A 16,723-nucleotide genomic window follows, 5' to 3' on the forward strand; every position below is an offset into this window, starting at 1 on the left:
TTTGATGATCGAGATGGCAGCTGGGCCGCTGCACTTTCACCGGATTCACGCCAAAGGTCTATCCCGTGGCGCAGGCAATTGTCGGTTCTGACATGAGGCCCGCTCTTTCAAAAAAATGAAACTGGCACTAGAATTTTCATTTTCCGCATACTCCAGGTGAAGCCTTGCCCGCACCGTTTTCCGTTCCGATCTGGCAGAAGCCGCAGACCGCATCCGCCTTCCAGTTGCTCGTCACTGCGCCGGTCGACGTTGCCATCGTCGGCGGCGGCTTCATGGGCCTGTCGACCGCCTTGCACGCAGCCCGGCTCGGTCTCGGTGTACAGGTGCTGGAGGCTGGCGAGATCGGCCAGGGCGCCTCGGGCCTCAATGGCGGCCAGGTCATTCCCGGCCTGAAATATGATCCCGAATGGCTGCTCGAGCATTTCGGCCCCGAGCGTGGCCAAGCGCTGGTCGATTTCGCCGCCTCGGCGGCGGATACGGTGTTCGATCTCATCCGCGACGAAAAGCTGGCGGTGCCGCTCACCCGCAAGGGCTGGATCCAGGCCGCGCATACCGAAACCGCATTGAAAGCGGCGGCGAACAGGGATGGTCAATGGCGGGCGCGTGGCGCCGATGTCCGGCTTCTGAATGAAAGCGAGATCGCCGATATGACCGGCGCGCAAGGCTATCTCGGCGGCTGGCTCGACCGCCGCGCCGGCATCATCGATCCGCTCGCCTATACAGTGGAACTGGCGCGCATCGCCGCCGCCGCCGGCGCCAGCATTGCCGAGCGGCAGAAGGTGGTGAAACTCCGCAAGGAGGCCGGCCTTTGGCGTGTCTCAACCGAAAGCGGCGCCGAGGTGCGGGCGAAAGCGGTTGTCCTGGCGACGAACGCCTATACCGATGGACTGCTTCCGGGCCTCGCGGAAACGATCGTGCCGCTGCATTCCTTCCAGGTCGCGACCGCGCCGCTGTCATCCAACCTTGCGGCGACGATCCTGCCGGAAGGGCAGGCGGTGTCCGACTCCAGGCGCATTCTCGTCTACTACCGCAAAACAGCCGACGGCCATCTGGTGCTTGGCGGCCGCGGCCGCATGGCGCGGCCGAGGAGCGAGGCCGACTGGGCGCATCTGCAGCACGCGCTGGTGCGGCTCTATCCGGCGCTCTCCGATGTCGTCATCGAGAAGCGCTGGTTCGGCCGCGTGGCGATGACACCGGATCACCTGCCGCACATCCATGAGCCGGAAAAGGGCCTGCTCGCCGTGGTTGGTTGCCAGGGCAGGGGCGTCGGCCTGATGACCGCGCTGGGAAAACGCATGGCGGGCTACCTCGCGGGCGGGGATGTCAATCAATTGCCGTTCCCGCTGTCGCCGGTCCGGCCGATCCCGTTCCACGCCTTCCGCCAGGTCGGCGTCGCCGCGACCATCGCCTGGTACCGGATGCTCGACGCCTTCGAGCGCTGATTGGGTGCCGGTCGCCTAGGCCTCGTGGATTCAGCTTGACAGTTTCACAAATATGAAAAAAGCTAAGCCGATTTCATATTTCCGTTGAGCAGTCCGATGTCGAGCATCGTTGCAACAGAAGCGCCGGCAGGGTCGTCCCGAGGCTTCCGCTTCGCCATGTTGCTGCCGGGCGGGCTGGTCACCTTGTTCCTGATCCTGTTTGCCCTTGGCCTTGTGCTCTTCCTCTCACTTCGCGGCAATGACGGTTCGCTGCTCGGCGCCGGCTTCACGGCAGGCAACTTCATCACCGTGGTCTCCGATCCGCTCTACTGGACGGTGACGCTGCGCTCGCTGGTGATCGCCGGCCTGGTGACGCTGGCGACCGTCGTCACCGCCTATCCCGTCGCCTACTATCTCGCTTTCTATGCCGGCCGCCGCCGCAGCCTGCTTTTGTTTCTGGTGACCCTGCCGTTCTGGACCAGCTATCTCCTGCGCGTCTTCGCCTGGAAGATCGTGCTCGCCTACAACGGCGTCTTGAACTCGGCGCTGATCGAAAGCGGCATCTGGTCGGAGCCGACGCTGGCCTTCCTCAACACGCCGGCGGCGGTGGTCGTCACGCTGGCGCATGCCTATGCGCCCTTCGCCATCCTGCCGATCTATGTGGCGCTGGACACCATCCCGAAATCACTGCTCGAAGCCGCCTCCGATCTCGGCGCCAGACCGTTCACGGCGTTTCGCCGCGTCGTCTTGCCCAATTCGATGCCGGGCGTTCTGGCGGCCGCCCTCGTCGTCTTTGTGCCGACGGTCGGCGACTATGTCACCCCGGCCATGGTCGGCGGTCCCGCCAGCACCATGATCGGCACATTGATCCAGTCGCAGTTCGGCAAGGCCAATGACTGGCCGTTCGGGGCGGCACTTTCAGTCTGCGTGATGCTGGTCATCCTCTGCGTGGTGCTGGTCGCACGCGGCGCCGACCGCAAATTCGGCAGCCGCACATGAGCGCGGCGCGGAGAGATGATGGCCGCGGCTGGCTCGGCGTCTATGTGCTTGCCTATCTCGTCTTCCTCTATCTGCCGGTGCTGTTGATCCCGCTGTTTTCCTTCAACAACTCCATCCAGGCCGCGTTTCCGCTGCAGGGCTTCACGCTCGAATGGTATGCCACGCTCTATGGCAATCCGGCGCTGTCCGGCGCGCTTTTGAACAGTCTCGTCATTGGCGTCGTGGCCGCCGCCGGCGCCACGCTCTGCGGCATCACCGTCTCCTATATGGACCTCTACGGTCGTTCGCCGCTCGCCGCCACCATCAGCGCCATCTCCAGGCTGCCGATCCTGATCCCCGGCGTCATCGTCGGCATATCGTTGCTGATCCTCGTCAATCTCATCGGCCTCGGCCCGTCGCGCATCGCCATCGTTCTCGGCCACATACTGGTGGCGCTGCCGACCACCGTGGTGATCATGCGCAGCCGGTTTGCCGCAATTCCGAAAACCATTCGCGAGGCCGCACTCGATCTCGGCGCTTCCGACTGGACGACCTTCCGGCGGGTGATGTTGCCGCTCTCGCTGCCGGCCATCGTCTCGGCCTTCATGCTGGCCTTTCTGATTTCCTTCGACGAGTTCATCGTCGTCTTCTTCCTCGCCGGCACCGAGCCGACGCTGCCGCTCTACATCTGGAGCCAACTGCGTTTTCCTCGCTCGCTGCCGACCGTGATGGCGCTGGGGACAGCTATCCTTGCTGTGTCCGTCATCATCGCCGGCATCGCCGAAATCCTGCGCCATCGCGGGCTGAGCACAGCCCGTCGGACGGCGCCCACCAGTCCAGCCTGACCCATAACAAAAGAGGAGAACCGAAATGGCATTCGACCCGAAATCAATTACTGGGCTGAAATCGATCACTGGCCCGAAATCGATCACTGCAAAGACAGCCCGCACCGGGCTTGCCGCGCTTGCAATCGTCCTGTCGTCGACTGTCGCCTTCGCCGCCGACAAGCTGCAATATTTCACCTGGTCCGGCTATGAACTGCCAGACTTCAACAAGAGCTTCCTGACGGCCCATCCCGATGGCGTCGAGGCCTCGATCTTCGGCGACGACGACGATGCCTTCACCAAGGTCAAGGCCGGCTTCCGCCCCGATATCGCCCATCCCTGCTACGACAAGGTGGCGCGCTGGAACAAGGAAGGCCTGCTGCAGCCGATCGATACCAAGCGCATCAAGAACTGGGATTCGATCTTCCCGGTGTTCAAGAACCTGCCCGACATCCAGGCCGGCGACGGCAAGGTCTGGATGGTGCCGTGGGATTGGGGCAACACCTCGATCCTCTACCGCACCGATCTGGTGAAGAACCCGGAAGCGAGCTGGAACCTTCTGTGGGACAAGCAATATGCCGGCCGCATGGCGACCATCGATGCCGTGCATGACACGCCGATCGTTGCAGCACTTCTGGCCGGCGTAAACCCCTTCGATATGACGCCGGAGCAGATGGACAAGGTGGCGGAAAAATTGCGCGAGCAGCGTCCGCTGCTCTCCAACTACACCACCGACATGACCTCGGTCGAACAGGCGCTGGCCAGCGGCCAGCTGGTCGCCGCCATGACCTGGAACGCGTCGGCAACCTCGCTGAAGAAGCAGGGCGTGCCGGTCGAGTTCATGAAGCCGAAGGAGGGCATGCTGACCTGGGCCTGCGGCTTCGTCATGCTCAAGGACGCCAAAAACGTCGACCTCGCCTATGACTTCATCAACAGCCGGCTCGACGCCGACTCGGGTAAGTACCTGATCCAGGCCTACGGCTATGGCAGCTCGCTGAGCACCGCCTTCGCCGGCGTGGCGAAGGACGAACTGGACAAGCTGCAATTGCCGGCGGACCCGGAGGTGATGCTGAAGACCACCATCTTCACCGGCCCGATGAAGCAGAACGACGATGTGGCGAAGATGTTCGAGAAAGTGAAGGCGGGCGGCTGAGGGATCCATCGCCGACGGTTGCGCTGCCCCTCACCTGCCTGCCGGCATCCTCTCCCCGTATAGTGACGGGGAGAGGGGCGCTGTCACCAGCGATTTCGCAAATCGCAAACGTTGCAGAAATGGCGCCGAGTTTGCGACCAGCCGCTTTCTCCCCGTCACTATACGGGGAGAAATGTCCGGCAGGACAATGAGGGGCAGCGCCGACGGCAGGTAATTGTGACTAATCTCCTGAAGCCCGCGGGTCTTGCCGCCGCGCCAAAGACTGCAACAAGGACCAACTGATGGACATGCTTGAAGCGAAACCAAAGGCCGACGCCGACATTCGCGTCGGCCGGCGCGTGCGGGCGCTGCGGCTGGAGCGCAATTTGTCGTTGGCCGAGCTGGCAGCAAAAGCCGGCGTCTCCATCGGTGCGCTGAGCCAGATCGAGCGCGGCCTGTCTTCGCTGCGCGTCAAGGTGATCTGGCCGCTTGCGGCCGCGCTCGACATCGAGCCTTCGGCGCTGATCACCGACGGCAACGAAGCCGCCAACGATCTCTATTGCGTGCGCGCCGACAAAAGGCGGCAGCTCCCGGTCAAGTCGGAAGGCATCGCCAAGGCGCTGCTGTCGCCGCCGGGCGCGGCGCTGACCGGCCTCTTGGTGACGGTGGAAGCCGATGGCGGCACGGCGGAAGCCTATGCGCATATCGGTCACGAGTTCGGCTATGTCCTGTCGGGCGAGGTCGAACTGGTGGTGGACTCGACAAAATACGTGCTGAAGAGCGGCGACTCCTTTGCCTTCAAGAGCACGCTTCTGCACGCCTTCCGCAATCCCGGCACCGAGCCTTGCCAGATCCTCTGGGTCAACACCACCAAGCCGTCCGAGGTTCGCGATGGCGCCTGATGCGCTGGTACGCCTGGACACGGTCTCGAAGGTTTTCCCCGGCGGCATTGTCGGGCTCGACGCCGTCGATCTCGACATTATCAGCGGCGAGTTCATCACCCTGCTCGGGCCCTCGGGCTGCGGCAAGACCACCAGCCTGCGCGTCATTGCCGGTTTCGAGAGCCCGTCGAGCGGCAAGGTGCTGCTCGATGGTCGCGACATCACCGCGCTCAGGCCGTTCGACCGTCCCGTCAACACCGTGTTCCAGGATTATGCGCTGTTCCCGCATATGAACGTCGCCGAGAATGTCGGCTTCGGCCTGTCGCTGCGCAAACTGTCCGGCGCCGAGCAGGCAAAGCGCGTCCGCGAAGCCCTCGACATGGTCGGCCTCGCCGACAAGCTCGGCGCCCGCGTTTCCGAACTGTCGGGTGGCCAGCGCCAGCGCGTCGCGCTCGCCCGAGCCATAGTCTGCGAGCCGCGCGTTCTGTTGCTCGATGAACCGCTGTCGGCGCTCGATGCGCATCTGCGCGAACAGATGCAGGTCGAACTGAAGCGGCTGCAGTCGCGGCTCGGCACCACCTTCGTCATGGTCACCCACGACCAGACCGAAGCGCTGTCGATCTCCGACCGCATCGTCGTCATGAACAAGGGCCGCATCGAGCAGATCGCTCCGCCGGCCACGCTTTACGACCGGCCGGCGACGAAATTCGTCGCAAGCTTCATCGGCACCATGAACCTCTTGCAATCGCGCTTCATCGGCCGCGACGGCGACCGCCTGCGCTTCGCCGCTGGCGGGCTTTCGCTGGAAGCAACATCTGAAACCGGCGACACACCCGGCGAAGGCACTGAGCGCACCATCGGCGTTCGCCCCGAGGACTTGCTGGCCACCACCGATGCCGCCGCCGGCACCGCGCCGGCGCGCGTCAACTCCATCGTCTTCCACGGCCGCACGCTGCGGCTGCATGCTGAGCTGGGGCAGGGATTGCCGGTGGTGATCGATGCGCCGCGCCAGGCCGAGGGCTTTCAATTCAGCGTCGGCGACGTGGCGCATATCAGCCTGCGCCGTGGTGCCAACTGCCCTATGCTGCCAAGCTGATCCAACCCAATCCCTTCATCGACGGTTGGATTTAACCTGCTGTGAAGATCGCCAAGGTGGAATTAAGTGTGAATTGACTCGCAAAGGAACATATTCCTACTTTGCGGGATGCCCGAACTAAGCACCCGACCGCGCCGAAATGTGCAAACCCTCTGCTTGGCGCATGAAGTCGGGCAGCTAATTCGTGTTCGATGTCGGAACTGCAACATCACTCGACATTATCTGCCTGGCGATCTCGCAAAGCTGGTTGGTGATATCCCCTTTTGGGATGTGGAGCGGCACATGCGGTGCGAGCGCTGCAAAGGTCGTGAGCTCGATGCAGGCATCATTCTGCCAAGCGCTGCTGAACGCCTTAAAATTCGCGTCAGACGTCTTGTCGAAATCCGCATGGTTCGCCGGGTAATCTGGCGAGACGACGATTGAGGAGAGCCGATTCGGGCTAAAACAGAGACCCTTGGGCCGGGGCCTGTGGTGGGAACTTGATCTGTGTGGCTGGCTTCTCAACGATCACCAACGCGTCGTTGGGCGCCGTCCGCTGCAAACGCCGTGCTTCCGACCATGGCGCAGTCAGCCAAGCCTCGGTTTCCTCCGGCGTGGTGAGGATCACGGGCATAGCCTTCTCATGTATCGGCGCAATGAGAGCATTAGGCTTGGTGGTCATGAAAGCGTATAGCTCGAAGTCGCCGGGACCGTCCTTGACCTTTCGCACGCCCTGCCAAGACGTCCAGAAACCAGCGAAGAAGAACAGCGGCCGGCTCTCGCCACGGGCAAACCAGTAATTTCGCTGGATTCCTGTTTCCGGGTCTTTATCGTTCGCCGCAGGGCTGGGCTCGGCAAAGCTGGTCACCGGCACGACACATCTGTGCTCGACGCCCACATATTGCTGCCAGTGCGAATATTGCGGATTGCGAACGTTGGTGGTGCCGTAGTCGGCCTTACCTTTCATGCGCTCGGGCGGCGTTGGCAACCCCCAAAGCAGTTTCGCCAGTTCACGCTCCCCATCCGTCCTGTTGCGAACGACAAGCCCAGGTTGATTGGGATAGACATCAAGCGAAGGTTCGAGGTTGCCGCTGATATCGCGCAATGTGCGGGTCCATTGGCGGACCGCCTCTTGCGTCGTCGTGATGTTGTAGAGGTTGCACATGCACCCAGCATTGCGGAATTGGCTTTTGTCTGCAACCGAAGTCGCTGTCCGACGCCGCCGCAATCGTCGTCACATAGCCGCGCTATATCATCGTCCTGACACACCTTGTCAGCTGTCGTGCGGGTAAAGGTGGCGGGCCGGCAAGCGCTTCCCTACTTCAAACCAGTCTGAACAGGAGGAACACACATGACCATCGCGGATGTTGCCAAGGATTTCACCGAAATGCTCCAGCAGGGGGATCACCTGGGTGCTGGTGAAAAGTACAATGCCGATGATATCGTCAGCCTCGAAGCGATGGAGGGGCCGATGGCCATTGCCCGTGGCAAGGAAGCTCTCAGGCAAAAGGGCGAATGGTGGCAAGCGAACCACGAAGTCCACGGCGGCTCTGTCGAAGGCCCCTATGTCAACGGCGACCAGTTCGCGGTGCGCTTCAAGTTCGACATAACGCCCAAGGCCACCGGCGAACGGGTCACCATGGACGAGGTTGGCCTGTACACGGTCAAGAACGGCAAGATCACCGAAGAGCGCTTCTACTACTGAGCCCGGGTGCCGTAGGGTTCCGGCGCACTTCGCTGCACGACCCAAAAACCAGGCGGCCGGGACAAAGTCCTGGCCGCAGTGGGAAAAGCTCAAATGGTCTTCACATACTGCGCCAACTGATCGGCCACCGTGCCCCAGCCGTCGAAGAACCCCATCTCTTCATGATTGTTGCGGGTAGCCTGGTCGCGATGGATGGCCGTTGCCGTGTAGCGCGTGCCCTTGTCATCCGACTGAAGCGAAATGACTGCGGTGATGAAGGGCTCGCCCGAGGGCCGATAGCCCGGCAGCAGCGCATCGGTCCACACCAGCCGCTCGTTCGGCACGATCTCGAGATAGCAGCAATGGCGGTCGTTGACCTCCTTGCCGTCGGGCGATTGCATGCGCGTCCGGAACAGTCCGCCCGGACGAAGGTCGATCTCGCAATCGGTGATCAGCCAGGGCTTGGGCGTGAACCATTGCTTGACATGCTCCGGCACCGTCATCGCGCTCCACAAGAGTTCGCGCGGCGCGTCGAGCTTGCGCTCCAGCACAAGGTCCAGTCTGGGGTCGGGCTTGAAGGGATAGCTCACTTTTCTTGCTCCTTGAGGCTCATCACATAGGCGTCAAATTGATCGAGTCGGCGCTCCCACAGCGTGCGCTGTTCGGCCAGCCAGTTTTCGGCGAGCTGCAGCGGTTCGGGCGCCAGCTGATAGGTCCTGGTGCGGCCGATTTTTTCCGATCGCACCAGTCCGCAGCCTTCCAGCACTTTCAGATGCTCGATGAAGGAAGGCAGCGCCATCTCGAAAGGCTGCGCCAACTCGCTGACCGAGGCGGGACTGCGGTTCAACCGCTCGACCACGCGCCGCCGCGTCGGGTCAGCCAGCGCGCGGAAGATGCCGTCGATCTGCGGGAGACTTGTAGTTGGGGCGAGGAGGCTTGGCATGGGCGATCCTGAGGTCCGTCGACGGGTATAGAAAGATACTTAGGAAAATTCCTTAGTATTGGCAAGCCCTAAAAATGGGCTGATGTGACCGGGGTGCTGGCAAAGCGGGAAGGACGGTTTTAGGCTGTCCGGCGGATTCGACCACCAGCCCAAGGGAAGTGCGTTTTGACGATCACCATGTACGGCATCACCACCTGCGACACGATCAGGAAGGCGCGCACCTGGCTGGAGGGCCACGATGTGCCTTACCGTTTTCACGACTACCGGGCCGAGGGGATAGAGGTGGGCAGACTGGATGGATGGATCGGCAAGGTTGGCTGGGAAAAGCTGCTCAACAAGGGCAGCACGACCTTCCGCGAACTGCCCGACAAGCACAAGCAAGGGCTCGACGAGAAGAAGGCCAGGAAGCTGATGCTGGCCAACCCGACGATGATCAAGCGCCCGGTGCTCGAGGTCGGGGATGAGATTTTGGTGGGGTTCAAGCCGGAGGCTTATGAAGGGGTGGTCAAGTAGCGTAGCCCTGCCTCGTCAGCCTATGGTGTAGCAAGGAGCGAAGCGACGCAGCGCAGACACGAGGATGACGAACGCGTGGAGGGCGATCGCTAATTGTGAAGGCTTTCGCTTGCGGCGTATGCAGCGGTTCGCTGTCTCTCAACCCGTCCAGCGCAAATACCCCGCCAACGCCACCGCATTGTTATGCGCCTCGTCATGTGCGCCATAAAGCAGCGTCACCTTGGCCTTTCCGAGCAAGCCACGCAGTTTCGCCACCGCTTCTCTATTCCCATCCAGCTCGACCGAATACCGCACCTGAAACTCCGCCCATCGCGCCGGCTCATGTCCGAACCACCTCCGCAATTCATTGCTCGGCGCGATCTCCTTCAGCCACAGCGTCAGCGCGGCATCCTCCTTGCTGATGCCGCGCGGCCAGATGCGATCGACCAGCACCCGCTGCCCGTCATCGGGCGCGGGTGCTTCGTAAATTCGCTTGACCGTCAGGTCGAAACCCATCCGCCCTCCGCGAGCTTACGCCCACTCACCCTTGCGCATCACCGGCACCTTGCGGCCATCCTTGTGCACGCCGTCTATGTCGATCTTGTCGGAGCCGATCATCCAGTCGATGTGGATAAAACTCTTGTTGCCGCCGCGCTGGGCGATTTCGTCCTGGGTGAGCGAGGCGCCGTCGACGAAGCATTTTGAATAGCACTGCCCGAGCGCGATGTGGCAGGCGGCGTTCTCGTCGAACAGCGTGTTGAAGAACAGCAGGCCGCTGGCCGAGATCGGCGAGGAATGCGGCACCAGCGCCACCTCGCCGAGCCGGCGCGAACCCTCGTCGGTGTCGAGCACTTTCTTCAGCACGTCCTCGCCCTTCGAAGCCTTGGCCTCGACGATCCTGCCCTCTTCGAAACGCACCGAGATATCGTCGATCAGCGTGCCCTGGTAGGACAGCGGCTTGGTCGAGGATACACGGCCGGAGACGCGCCGTGCATGCGGCGTGGTGAAGACCTCCTCGGTCGGGATGTTCGGGTTGCAGGTGACGCCGTTCTTGGCAGTCGAGGCGCCGCCCATCCATTCATGGCCGTCGGCCAGCCCGACGGTGAGGTCGGTGCCCGGGCCGCTGAAATGCAGATCATGGAAATTGTGCTCGTTCAGCCACTTTGTGCGGCCGCGCAGCGCTGCATTGTGCGCCGTCCAGTTTGCGATCGGGTCTTCCACATCGACCCGTGATGCCGAAAAGATCGCATCGGCAAGCTTGACCACGGCGACATCGTCGGCATCGCCGGGGAAGACCTGTTTTGCCCAGGCGAGATCCGGGTAGGCGACGATGTTCCAGTTGATGTCGAAGCCGGTGATCTTTTCCAGCGCCGGCTGGTACGCCATCGAGTTCGCCTTGTTGGCGCGCGCCACTTTCGCCGGGTCCTGCGCCGACAACAGCGACGGGTCCTCGCCGCGCACGGCAAGCCGCGCCGCATTGTTGGAAAAGGCCTTCGCCATGCCTTCATACATCCAGCCGGCGGCGCGGTCGAAGCCGGCATCCGCCCCGTAGCGGAAGCGCGCCAGCGTGATCTCGTCATCGTTGAAGATCGGCGTTACCAGCCCGGCGCCCGCCTTGTAAGCGTGCTCGACGATGCGCCTGGTCAGCGGCAGGGCTGCGATCGACGAGGTCAGCACCAGATCCTGCCCCGGCTGCAATTGCAGCCCGACCTTGATGGCGACTTCCGCCAGCCTGTCAAGCTTCACCGGGTCGATCGTTGCGGAAACGCCGCGCGAATGTGTGGTCATGATCCTGCCTGTCTTGGTCTTGGGGGTGAAGCTTCCAACATAGATCGGCGCGGCTGTGCTTTCCAGCACCGTCGCGACGGACAGCCCTAGGCAGCGCTTTCCAGCGCGCTGAACTGCGCCACGGTCGCCGCGATCTCTTCGCTGATCCAGATCTTGAAATCGCGCACCTTGCGGCTTTCGGTCTTGGTGGCCGAGGTCACCAGCCAGTAGCCGAGGCCGCTCTGCGCCCGCACGCCGAAAGGCGCGACGAGGCGGCCGTCGGCCAGCGCATCGGCGGCCAGCAATTGCCAGCCGAGCATGACGCCGTGGCCGGCGATTGCCGATTCCAGGCACAACATCGGGTCGGTGAAGCGCGCGCCCTTGCGAAAAGTGACCGGCTCGGCCCCGGCAGCCTTGAACCAGCTCTCCCAGTTGATCATCGCCCGCTCGTCGGTGATGGCGCAGGTCTGCGCCAGGTCTTCGATCGACTTCAGTTTCTTGGCGATCACCGGCGCGCAGACCGGAAAGACTTCCTGCGCCAACAAAAGTTCCGCCCGGCCGCCCGGCCATTTGCCGTCGCCAAGCCGGATGGCGATGTCGATGTCGGAGCGCTCGAGATCGGCGAGGCGCACCGAGGCGTCGATGCGCAGCAGCACGTTGGGATGGCGGTCGAAATGCCGCGACAATCGCGGCAGCAGCCATTTCGAGGCGAAGGCCGGCGCCACCGAAACCACCAGCGTGCATTGGCTTGCCTCGTCGGCCAGCGCCACCGCCTGCGCCAGCTCGCGAAAACCGGCGCCCAGCCGGGCGGAAAAAACCGTGCCGAACTCGGTCAGCACCAGCCCGCTCGCCGTTCGTTCGAACAGCGCCTGTCCAAGCTGCTTTTCGGTGCGGTTGATCTGCTGGCTGACGGCGCTGACGGATACGTTGAGCTCGCCGGCAGCGGCCGCCAGCGAGCCGAGGCGGGCGACGGTTTCGACGGCGCGCAGGCCGTTGAGATGGACGCGGTTCAGCATAGCCATTCCAGTTTTTCTAAACCGGGGCGGCCGAAATCTCAATTGAAAGACGGCGAGACAGGGCAGATTCTAGCGGGACAGTCAGACCGAGGAGGCGAGGATAGTGACGATCGTATCATTGCTCAAAGTCTTTGCCGCCGGCTACACGCGGCGGCGCCATGACGGGGATGTCCTCAATTGGGTGACCGATCCGCTGTCGCATCCCGTGCTCGACACCATGTCGGAGCGCGAACTCGGCGACATGCCGTTTCGCCTGACGGCGCGCCGCACTGCATACGAGACGGCGCAAGCAGGCTGCCGCTGAAATCGCGGACGCGGTAACTGGGAAGGCGATACTGTCGGCGCCAGCGCTGCCGCTCATTGGCCTGCCGGGCATTTCTCCCCGTAAGGGAGAAAGGTTGCCGGCGCCGAAGGTTTCGCCAATCACCAGCCCTGCAGGCAAGGGCGCCGAGGCACACGGTTAACTGTCCAGCCGATAGATGGGTAACACTTTGAACCGGATACATAGGTGACACTTCTCTCCCCCTATGCGTCCGCCGCAGCGCCAAGCGGATTGGTTGGCGCGGCGCTGCGGCGGACAAGCTTCATGTGCCGTGTGTCGATGATGCCGAGCGGGTGGGCATGGAATGAGAGTGTCCATTGTCCGTCTTCGGTCTCCAACGCAGCGACCGGTTCGCCCGCCAGCGCTTGCGAGACATATATGAAGCCGCCATTCCATCGGATCTCGCCATTGTGGCGCACGCGGCGGACCGAGGCCTCGGCCGGATAGACGGGCTCGGGTGGTGTCCTGGGCATGGCGCGCTGTGAGGACCGGTAGTGCTGGGCGGGCGTATCCATGCCCAGCGCCTCATGGGGACGTTCCTCATTGTAGCTGTGGCGGAAGGTCTCGAAGGCCTGGCCCTGTGCCGTTCGGTCGGCTTCCGGTGCCTCGGCCATCGGCAGCATGGTCAGGTGAAAGCGCTCGTGACGTCCGTTCTGCTGTGGCCTGCCGGGTGCGATCCGCTCCAAGGTGATGCCGAGCTTGATGAAGCGCACGACAAGCGGCGTCAGCCCGGTGACGCCGGCCGATGCGAAGGGCGGGCCATTGTCGCTTCTGAAGCGATCCGGCAGGCCATGCTCTTCAAACAGCCGTTCGAACACCGGCCAGGCTTCGCTATCGGCCGTCGACCCCGTCGCTTCGAGCGCCAGAAGATAGCGGCTCGACGCATCCATCACCGTCAAGGGTTCGCAACGCCAGCCGTCGCGGGTCCGGAACCAGCCCTTGTGATCGCCAGTCCACACCGCGTTCGGTTCTTGCGGCTGTGGCCAGGGTCCATTGCCGCAGGCCCGCAGGCGGGGTCGCTTGCGGGCGCGGACAAGCCCATGCCGCGCAAGGATCGCGCCGACCGTCGAGGCTGAAGGCCACATGAACTCGGGAGCCGTGCGCCTGAGCCGTGCCACGATCTTCTTTGGACCCCAGAGCGGATGCAGCTCCTTGGCCGCCACAATCCGCTCAACCAGATCCTGAGCTGTCGCCCGGCCATGATTGAGCGGGGCTCGCGGCAGGTCGTGCAAACCCTCAGGCCCAAACGTCCGATAGCGTCCTAGCCATTTGTAGCCGTTCTTGCGTGAGATCCCGTAGGCCGCACAAAGCGCAACCATCGTCTCATCCCCAGAAAGACACTCCACAACAAACCGTAGCCGCTCGTCCATGATGCCAGTCTCTCGCCAAACCATCGCCGGTCCTCCGGCGGACAAGAAAACTGTCACCCATGCTATCGGTCCATTCTGTTACCTATCTATCCGGTTCGGACATAACCCCCTTCTCCCCGTCACTATATGGGGAGAAGGTGCCGGCAGGCGGGGCGGCGCGACGCCAAGTGGCCCTCGCGCCTCGGCACAGTCACGCCAACGGCCACTGTCGCCGCCGCCAAGTCTGGCCCAACGCAAGTGGATTGGTCTGATCGGTCCGCACCCTTATTGTGCGACGCAATGAACGCCGCGCCCTTACGCCTTTCTCTCGCTGGCATGATCGCTATGGCCGTCGCCATGGGCATTGGCCGTTTCGTCTACACGCCGATCCTGCCCGGAATGATGGAAGAACTGCATCTGTCGCCGGCCGATGCCGGCTGGATCGCGTCGGCCAACTACCTCGGCTACCTCGTCGGCGCGCTTGCGGCGGCCGGCGGCTGGGCGCATGGGCGCGAGCGGCTGCTGATGTTTGGCGGCCTTGCCGCCAGTGCTGCGCTCGCCGCCCTGATGGGACTGACCGAAACGATGACGGCCTTCATCCTCATCCGCTTCCTTGCCGGTCTCGCCAGCGCCTTCGTCATGGTGTTCATGGCCTCGATCGTCTTCGGTCACCTGGCAGCCGCCAACAGAAGCGACCTGCAGGCGCTGCATTTCGGCGGCGTCGGCCTCGGCATCGCGGCATCCTCAGCGCTGATGGCGGTTCTGGTCACCGAACATGCCGGCTGGGCTTCGGGCTGGCTGTGGTCGGCAGCGATTTCCGCCGCCGGCCTTGCGCTCGTCGCCTTGCTCGCCGGCGGCACCGCACCTGGCAGCGACGTGGCCGACCGCGAACCGGCACTGCCGAGGGACCGGTCGTTGGCAAAAGTCATCGTTGCCTACGGCCTGTTCGGCTTCGGCTATGTGGTGACGGCGACCTTCCTGGTCGCCATCGTGCGCCAGGGCGGCGGCGGCCGCGTCTTCGAGGCAAGCGTCTGGATGGTCACCGGCCTTTCCGGCTTTCCCTCGGTCTGGCTGTGGCAGAAGGTAGCGGCACGGATCGGGCTTTATACCGCCTATGCCGTGGGCTGCCTGGTCGAGGTGGTCGGCGTCACCGCCAGCGTCGCCATCGGCGGCACCGCCGGGCCGCTGCTGGCGGGCGTCCTGCTCGGCGGCACCTTCATCGCCATCACCGCGCTCGGCCTGCAGACGGCAAGGCAGCTCGTGCCGGAGGCGCCGCGCCGGATTTTTGCGCTGATGACCGCTTCCTTCGGCATCGGCCAGATCGTCGGCCCGATCGTCGCCGGACTGCTGGCGCAAGCCTCGGGCAACTTCTTCCTGGCCTCGATCGTCGCTGCTGGCGTATTGCTGGTATCTGCTGGGATCACCTGGTCGGCCGCGCCAAAATCGCCATGATTGTGGTCTTGCTCGATGCCGGGCATCGGGTACGGGCATTTGCTTTCCACCTAATGTGTGACTTTATGCCCGCCGAACCCCGCTGATTTGCGCACCGACCGAGGATTTCACCACAGTGTTCGTATCCTTCTTCCCGCAGCCGAAGCTGTTTTTCATCTCGGCCGTCGTCTGGACTGCGGTTCTCGTGGCAGCCTGGTTCCTCGGTGCTGACCAGCTTGGCGCGTTTCTCGGCTTGCCTCCGGCTCTTGCCGACGCGCCGCCCATCATAGGCGTCTCGGTGTTCTGGTCGCCTCCGTTCCTCTGGTTCTACATCTACTATGCGCTTGGCGTTTTGATATTCTATGGCTTCTGGCACTGGTATTCTCCGCACCCGTGGGACCAATGGTCTATCCTCGGCAGTTCGCTGCTCCTGTTCACGACCTACTTTCAGGTGCAGGTAAGCGTGGCGATCAACGCATGGTATGGACCATTCTGGGACCTCATTCAGGGCATCGTTAGCAAAACGGTCAAGGCAACCGAGGCTGATCTTTACGCTCAAATAATCACTTTCCTCGGTATCGCTCTTGTCGCGGTTACCGTGTTCGTTTTGACAAACTTCTTCGTCAGCCACTGGGTGTTTCGCTGGCGCACTGCGATGAACAATTACTACATGTCCTATTGGCCGAAGCTGCGCCATATTGAGGGCGCTGCACAGCGTGTGCAGGAAGACACGATGCGGTTTTCCAAGATAATGGAAGACCTTGGCACTAGCTTCGTCGATTCCATCATGACGCTTATCGCTTTCATGCCGATCCTGCTCAGTTATTCTAAGCATGTCACAGAGTTGCCATTGATCGGTCATGTTCCTCAGCCGCTGGTTTTGGCTGCGATCTTCTGGGCAGTCTTCGGTACAGTCATCATTGCGACCGCAGGCATCAAGCTTCCTGGCTTGCAGTTTCGTAACCAGCGCGTCGAGGCAGCATATCGCAAGGAACTCGTCTACGGTGAGGACGATCCGGCCCGGGCGCAGCCGCAGACCGTCGCGGAGCTGTTTGCGAGTGTGCGGCAAAACTACTTTCGCCTGTATTTCCACTATGTGTATTTCAACGTGGTCCGCTATCTTTATCTTCAGACCAACAACGTCTTCTCCTACTTCCTGATGGTGCCTTCCATGATCGCTGGAACGCTGACGCTGGGTCTCATCAACCAGGTCAGTTCAGCCTTCAGTCAGGTAACCAACTCATTCCAGTATCTCGTCAATTCTTGGTCGACGATTGTCGAGCTTCTGTCAGTTCACAAGCGCCTTCGCGCCTTCGAGGCGACGATTCGCGGCGAGCCGCTGCCCGACATTGACCGCCACTTCATGGAGCGTCAGGAACAGGCAAAGGAACCCGACCCGGCTTGATCC

The 16,723-nt window shown here is 62.6% G+C and carries 18 protein-coding genes; 11 read left to right on the forward strand and 7 right to left on the reverse strand.

Annotated elements, in window-relative coordinates; all coding sequences use genetic code 11:
* Positions 1-164: 164 nt before the first annotated feature.
* From AC3CCE_RS26865 to AC3CCE_RS26890, 6 genes are all read left to right on the forward strand, one after another.
* Positions 165-1,442, forward strand: coding sequence for an NAD(P)/FAD-dependent oxidoreductase (locus tag AC3CCE_RS26865; protein WP_023747935.1), 1,278 nt, complete (start codon positions 165-167; stop codon positions 1,440-1,442).
* A 96-nt stretch (positions 1,443-1,538) separates the two neighbouring features.
* Positions 1,539-2,420 (forward strand): ABC transporter permease, encoded by an 882-nt coding sequence (locus AC3CCE_RS26870; RefSeq protein WP_023747934.1) that lies wholly within the window; start codon positions 1,539-1,541, stop codon positions 2,418-2,420.
* Positions 2,417-3,244 carry an ABC transporter permease gene (locus tag AC3CCE_RS26875; RefSeq protein ID WP_023709184.1) on the forward strand — a complete coding sequence of 276 codons (828 nt, stop codon included), beginning with the start codon at positions 2,417-2,419 and terminating at the stop codon, positions 3,242-3,244. Before AC3CCE_RS26870 ends, AC3CCE_RS26875 begins: the two co-directional genes overlap by 4 nt.
* A gap of 25 nt (positions 3,245-3,269) precedes the next feature.
* Positions 3,270-4,376 carry an ABC transporter substrate-binding protein gene (locus AC3CCE_RS26880; protein WP_023668506.1) on the forward strand — a complete coding sequence of 369 codons (1,107 nt, stop codon included), beginning with the start codon at positions 3,270-3,272 and terminating at the stop codon, positions 4,374-4,376.
* Between the two features lie 281 nt (positions 4,377-4,657).
* The gene (locus AC3CCE_RS26885; protein WP_023684396.1) at positions 4,658-5,257 is read left to right on the forward strand and encodes a helix-turn-helix domain-containing protein; all 600 of its coding nucleotides are present in this window, start codon (positions 4,658-4,660) and stop codon (positions 5,255-5,257) included.
* Positions 5,247-6,332 (forward strand): ABC transporter ATP-binding protein, encoded by a 1,086-nt coding sequence (locus AC3CCE_RS26890; RefSeq protein WP_023687090.1) that lies wholly within the window; start codon positions 5,247-5,249, stop codon positions 6,330-6,332. Before AC3CCE_RS26885 ends, AC3CCE_RS26890 begins: the two co-directional genes overlap by 11 nt.
* 439 nt (positions 6,333-6,771) lie before the next feature.
* Here the strand turns inward: AC3CCE_RS26890 and AC3CCE_RS26895 are convergent, their stop codons facing one another.
* Positions 6,772-7,476: an SOS response-associated peptidase gene (locus AC3CCE_RS26895; protein ID WP_023684394.1), complete on the reverse strand. Its 705-nt coding sequence runs from the start codon at positions 7,474-7,476 to the stop codon at positions 6,772-6,774.
* A 186-nt stretch (positions 7,477-7,662) separates the two neighbouring features.
* On the opposite strand from AC3CCE_RS26895, the gene AC3CCE_RS26900 reads away from it, so the two are divergent.
* Entirely contained in the window at positions 7,663-8,016 is a 354-nt protein-coding gene (locus AC3CCE_RS26900) for a nuclear transport factor 2 family protein (RefSeq protein WP_023668502.1), read from the forward strand.
* Between the two features lie 89 nt (positions 8,017-8,105).
* On the opposite strand, the gene AC3CCE_RS26905 is transcribed toward AC3CCE_RS26900, so the two are convergent.
* Both AC3CCE_RS26905 and AC3CCE_RS26910 read right to left on the reverse strand, forming a co-directional pair.
* On the reverse strand, positions 8,106-8,585 hold the full coding sequence (locus AC3CCE_RS26905) for an SRPBCC family protein (protein WP_023726386.1): 480 nt from the start codon (positions 8,583-8,585) through the stop codon (positions 8,106-8,108).
* The gene (locus AC3CCE_RS26910; protein ID WP_352511581.1) at positions 8,582-8,938 is read right to left on the reverse strand and encodes an ArsR/SmtB family transcription factor; all 357 of its coding nucleotides are present in this window, start codon (positions 8,936-8,938) and stop codon (positions 8,582-8,584) included. The genes AC3CCE_RS26905 and AC3CCE_RS26910 overlap by 4 nt, the downstream gene beginning before the upstream one ends.
* A gap of 165 nt (positions 8,939-9,103) precedes the next feature.
* On the opposite strand from AC3CCE_RS26910, the gene AC3CCE_RS26915 reads away from it, so the two are divergent.
* Positions 9,104-9,451: an ArsC family reductase gene (locus tag AC3CCE_RS26915; protein ID WP_023687095.1), complete on the forward strand. Its 348-nt coding sequence runs from the start codon at positions 9,104-9,106 to the stop codon at positions 9,449-9,451.
* Positions 9,452-9,589: 138 nt separating this feature from the next.
* Here the strand turns inward: AC3CCE_RS26915 and AC3CCE_RS26920 are convergent, their stop codons facing one another.
* From AC3CCE_RS26920 to AC3CCE_RS26930, 3 genes are all read right to left on the reverse strand, one after another.
* Entirely contained in the window at positions 9,590-9,946 is a 357-nt protein-coding gene (locus AC3CCE_RS26920; RefSeq protein ID WP_352511582.1) for a DUF488 domain-containing protein, read from the reverse strand.
* A gap of 15 nt (positions 9,947-9,961) precedes the next feature.
* Entirely contained in the window at positions 9,962-11,218 is a 1,257-nt protein-coding gene (locus tag AC3CCE_RS26925; RefSeq protein WP_023684389.1) for an aminopeptidase, read from the reverse strand.
* 86 nt (positions 11,219-11,304) lie between these two features.
* Entirely contained in the window at positions 11,305-12,219 is a 915-nt protein-coding gene (locus tag AC3CCE_RS26930; RefSeq protein WP_352511584.1) for a LysR substrate-binding domain-containing protein, read from the reverse strand.
* A 97-nt stretch (positions 12,220-12,316) separates the two neighbouring features.
* Between AC3CCE_RS26930 and AC3CCE_RS26935 the strand changes: the two genes are divergently transcribed.
* On the forward strand, positions 12,317-12,517 hold the full coding sequence (locus AC3CCE_RS26935) for a hypothetical protein (protein ID WP_352511586.1): 201 nt from the start codon (positions 12,317-12,319) through the stop codon (positions 12,515-12,517).
* 221 nt (positions 12,518-12,738) lie between these two features.
* Here the strand turns inward: AC3CCE_RS26935 and AC3CCE_RS26940 are convergent, their stop codons facing one another.
* Positions 12,739-13,929, reverse strand: a complete 1,191-nt coding sequence (locus AC3CCE_RS26940) for an integrase core domain-containing protein (RefSeq protein WP_023826017.1) — start codon at positions 13,927-13,929, stop codon at positions 12,739-12,741.
* 291 nt (positions 13,930-14,220) lie between these two features.
* Between AC3CCE_RS26940 and AC3CCE_RS26945 the strand changes: the two genes are divergently transcribed.
* Positions 14,221-15,336 carry a YbfB/YjiJ family MFS transporter gene (locus AC3CCE_RS26945; RefSeq protein ID WP_352626054.1) on the forward strand — a complete coding sequence of 372 codons (1,116 nt, stop codon included), beginning with the start codon at positions 14,221-14,223 and terminating at the stop codon, positions 15,334-15,336.
* A gap of 115 nt (positions 15,337-15,451) precedes the next feature.
* On the forward strand, positions 15,452-16,720 hold the full coding sequence (sbmA, locus tag AC3CCE_RS26950; protein ID WP_023687099.1) for a peptide antibiotic transporter SbmA: 1,269 nt from the start codon (positions 15,452-15,454) through the stop codon (positions 16,718-16,720).
* Positions 16,721-16,723: the final 3 nt, after the last annotated feature.

It is taken from the genome of Mesorhizobium sp. P160187, assembly GCF_057766425.1.

Bases quoted from the DNA above. Each gene is read 5' to 3' on its own strand.
- AC3CCE_RS26870 (WP_023747934.1), top strand. From the start codon at position 1,539: ATGTCGAGCATCGTTGCAACAGAAGCGCCGGCAGGGTCGTCCCGAGGC.
- AC3CCE_RS26875 (WP_023709184.1), top strand. From the start codon at position 2,417: ATGAGCGCGGCGCGGAGAGATGATGGCCGCGGCTGGCTCGGCGTCTAT.
- AC3CCE_RS26880 (WP_023668506.1), top strand. From the start codon at position 3,270: ATGGCATTCGACCCGAAATCAATTACTGGGCTGAAATCGATCACTGGC.
- AC3CCE_RS26885 (WP_023684396.1), top strand. From the start codon at position 4,658: ATGGACATGCTTGAAGCGAAACCAAAGGCCGACGCCGACATTCGCGTC.
- AC3CCE_RS26890 (WP_023687090.1), top strand. From the start codon at position 5,247: ATGGCGCCTGATGCGCTGGTACGCCTGGACACGGTCTCGAAGGTTTTC.
- AC3CCE_RS26895 (WP_023684394.1), bottom strand. From the start codon at position 7,476: ATGTGCAACCTCTACAACATCACGACGACGCAAGAGGCGGTCCGCCAA.
- AC3CCE_RS26900 (WP_023668502.1), top strand. From the start codon at position 7,663: ATGACCATCGCGGATGTTGCCAAGGATTTCACCGAAATGCTCCAGCAG.
- AC3CCE_RS26910 (WP_352511581.1), bottom strand. From the start codon at position 8,938: ATGCCAAGCCTCCTCGCCCCAACTACAAGTCTCCCGCAGATCGACGGC.
- AC3CCE_RS26920 (WP_352511582.1), bottom strand. From the start codon at position 9,946: ATGGGTTTCGACCTGACGGTCAAGCGAATTTACGAAGCACCCGCGCCC.
- AC3CCE_RS26925 (WP_023684389.1), bottom strand. From the start codon at position 11,218: ATGACCACACATTCGCGCGGCGTTTCCGCAACGATCGACCCGGTGAAG.
- AC3CCE_RS26930 (WP_352511584.1), bottom strand. From the start codon at position 12,219: ATGGCTATGCTGAACCGCGTCCATCTCAACGGCCTGCGCGCCGTCGAA.
- AC3CCE_RS26940 (WP_023826017.1), bottom strand. From the start codon at position 13,929: ATGGTTTGGCGAGAGACTGGCATCATGGACGAGCGGCTACGGTTTGTT.
- AC3CCE_RS26945 (WP_352626054.1), top strand. From the start codon at position 14,221: ATGATCGCTATGGCCGTCGCCATGGGCATTGGCCGTTTCGTCTACACG.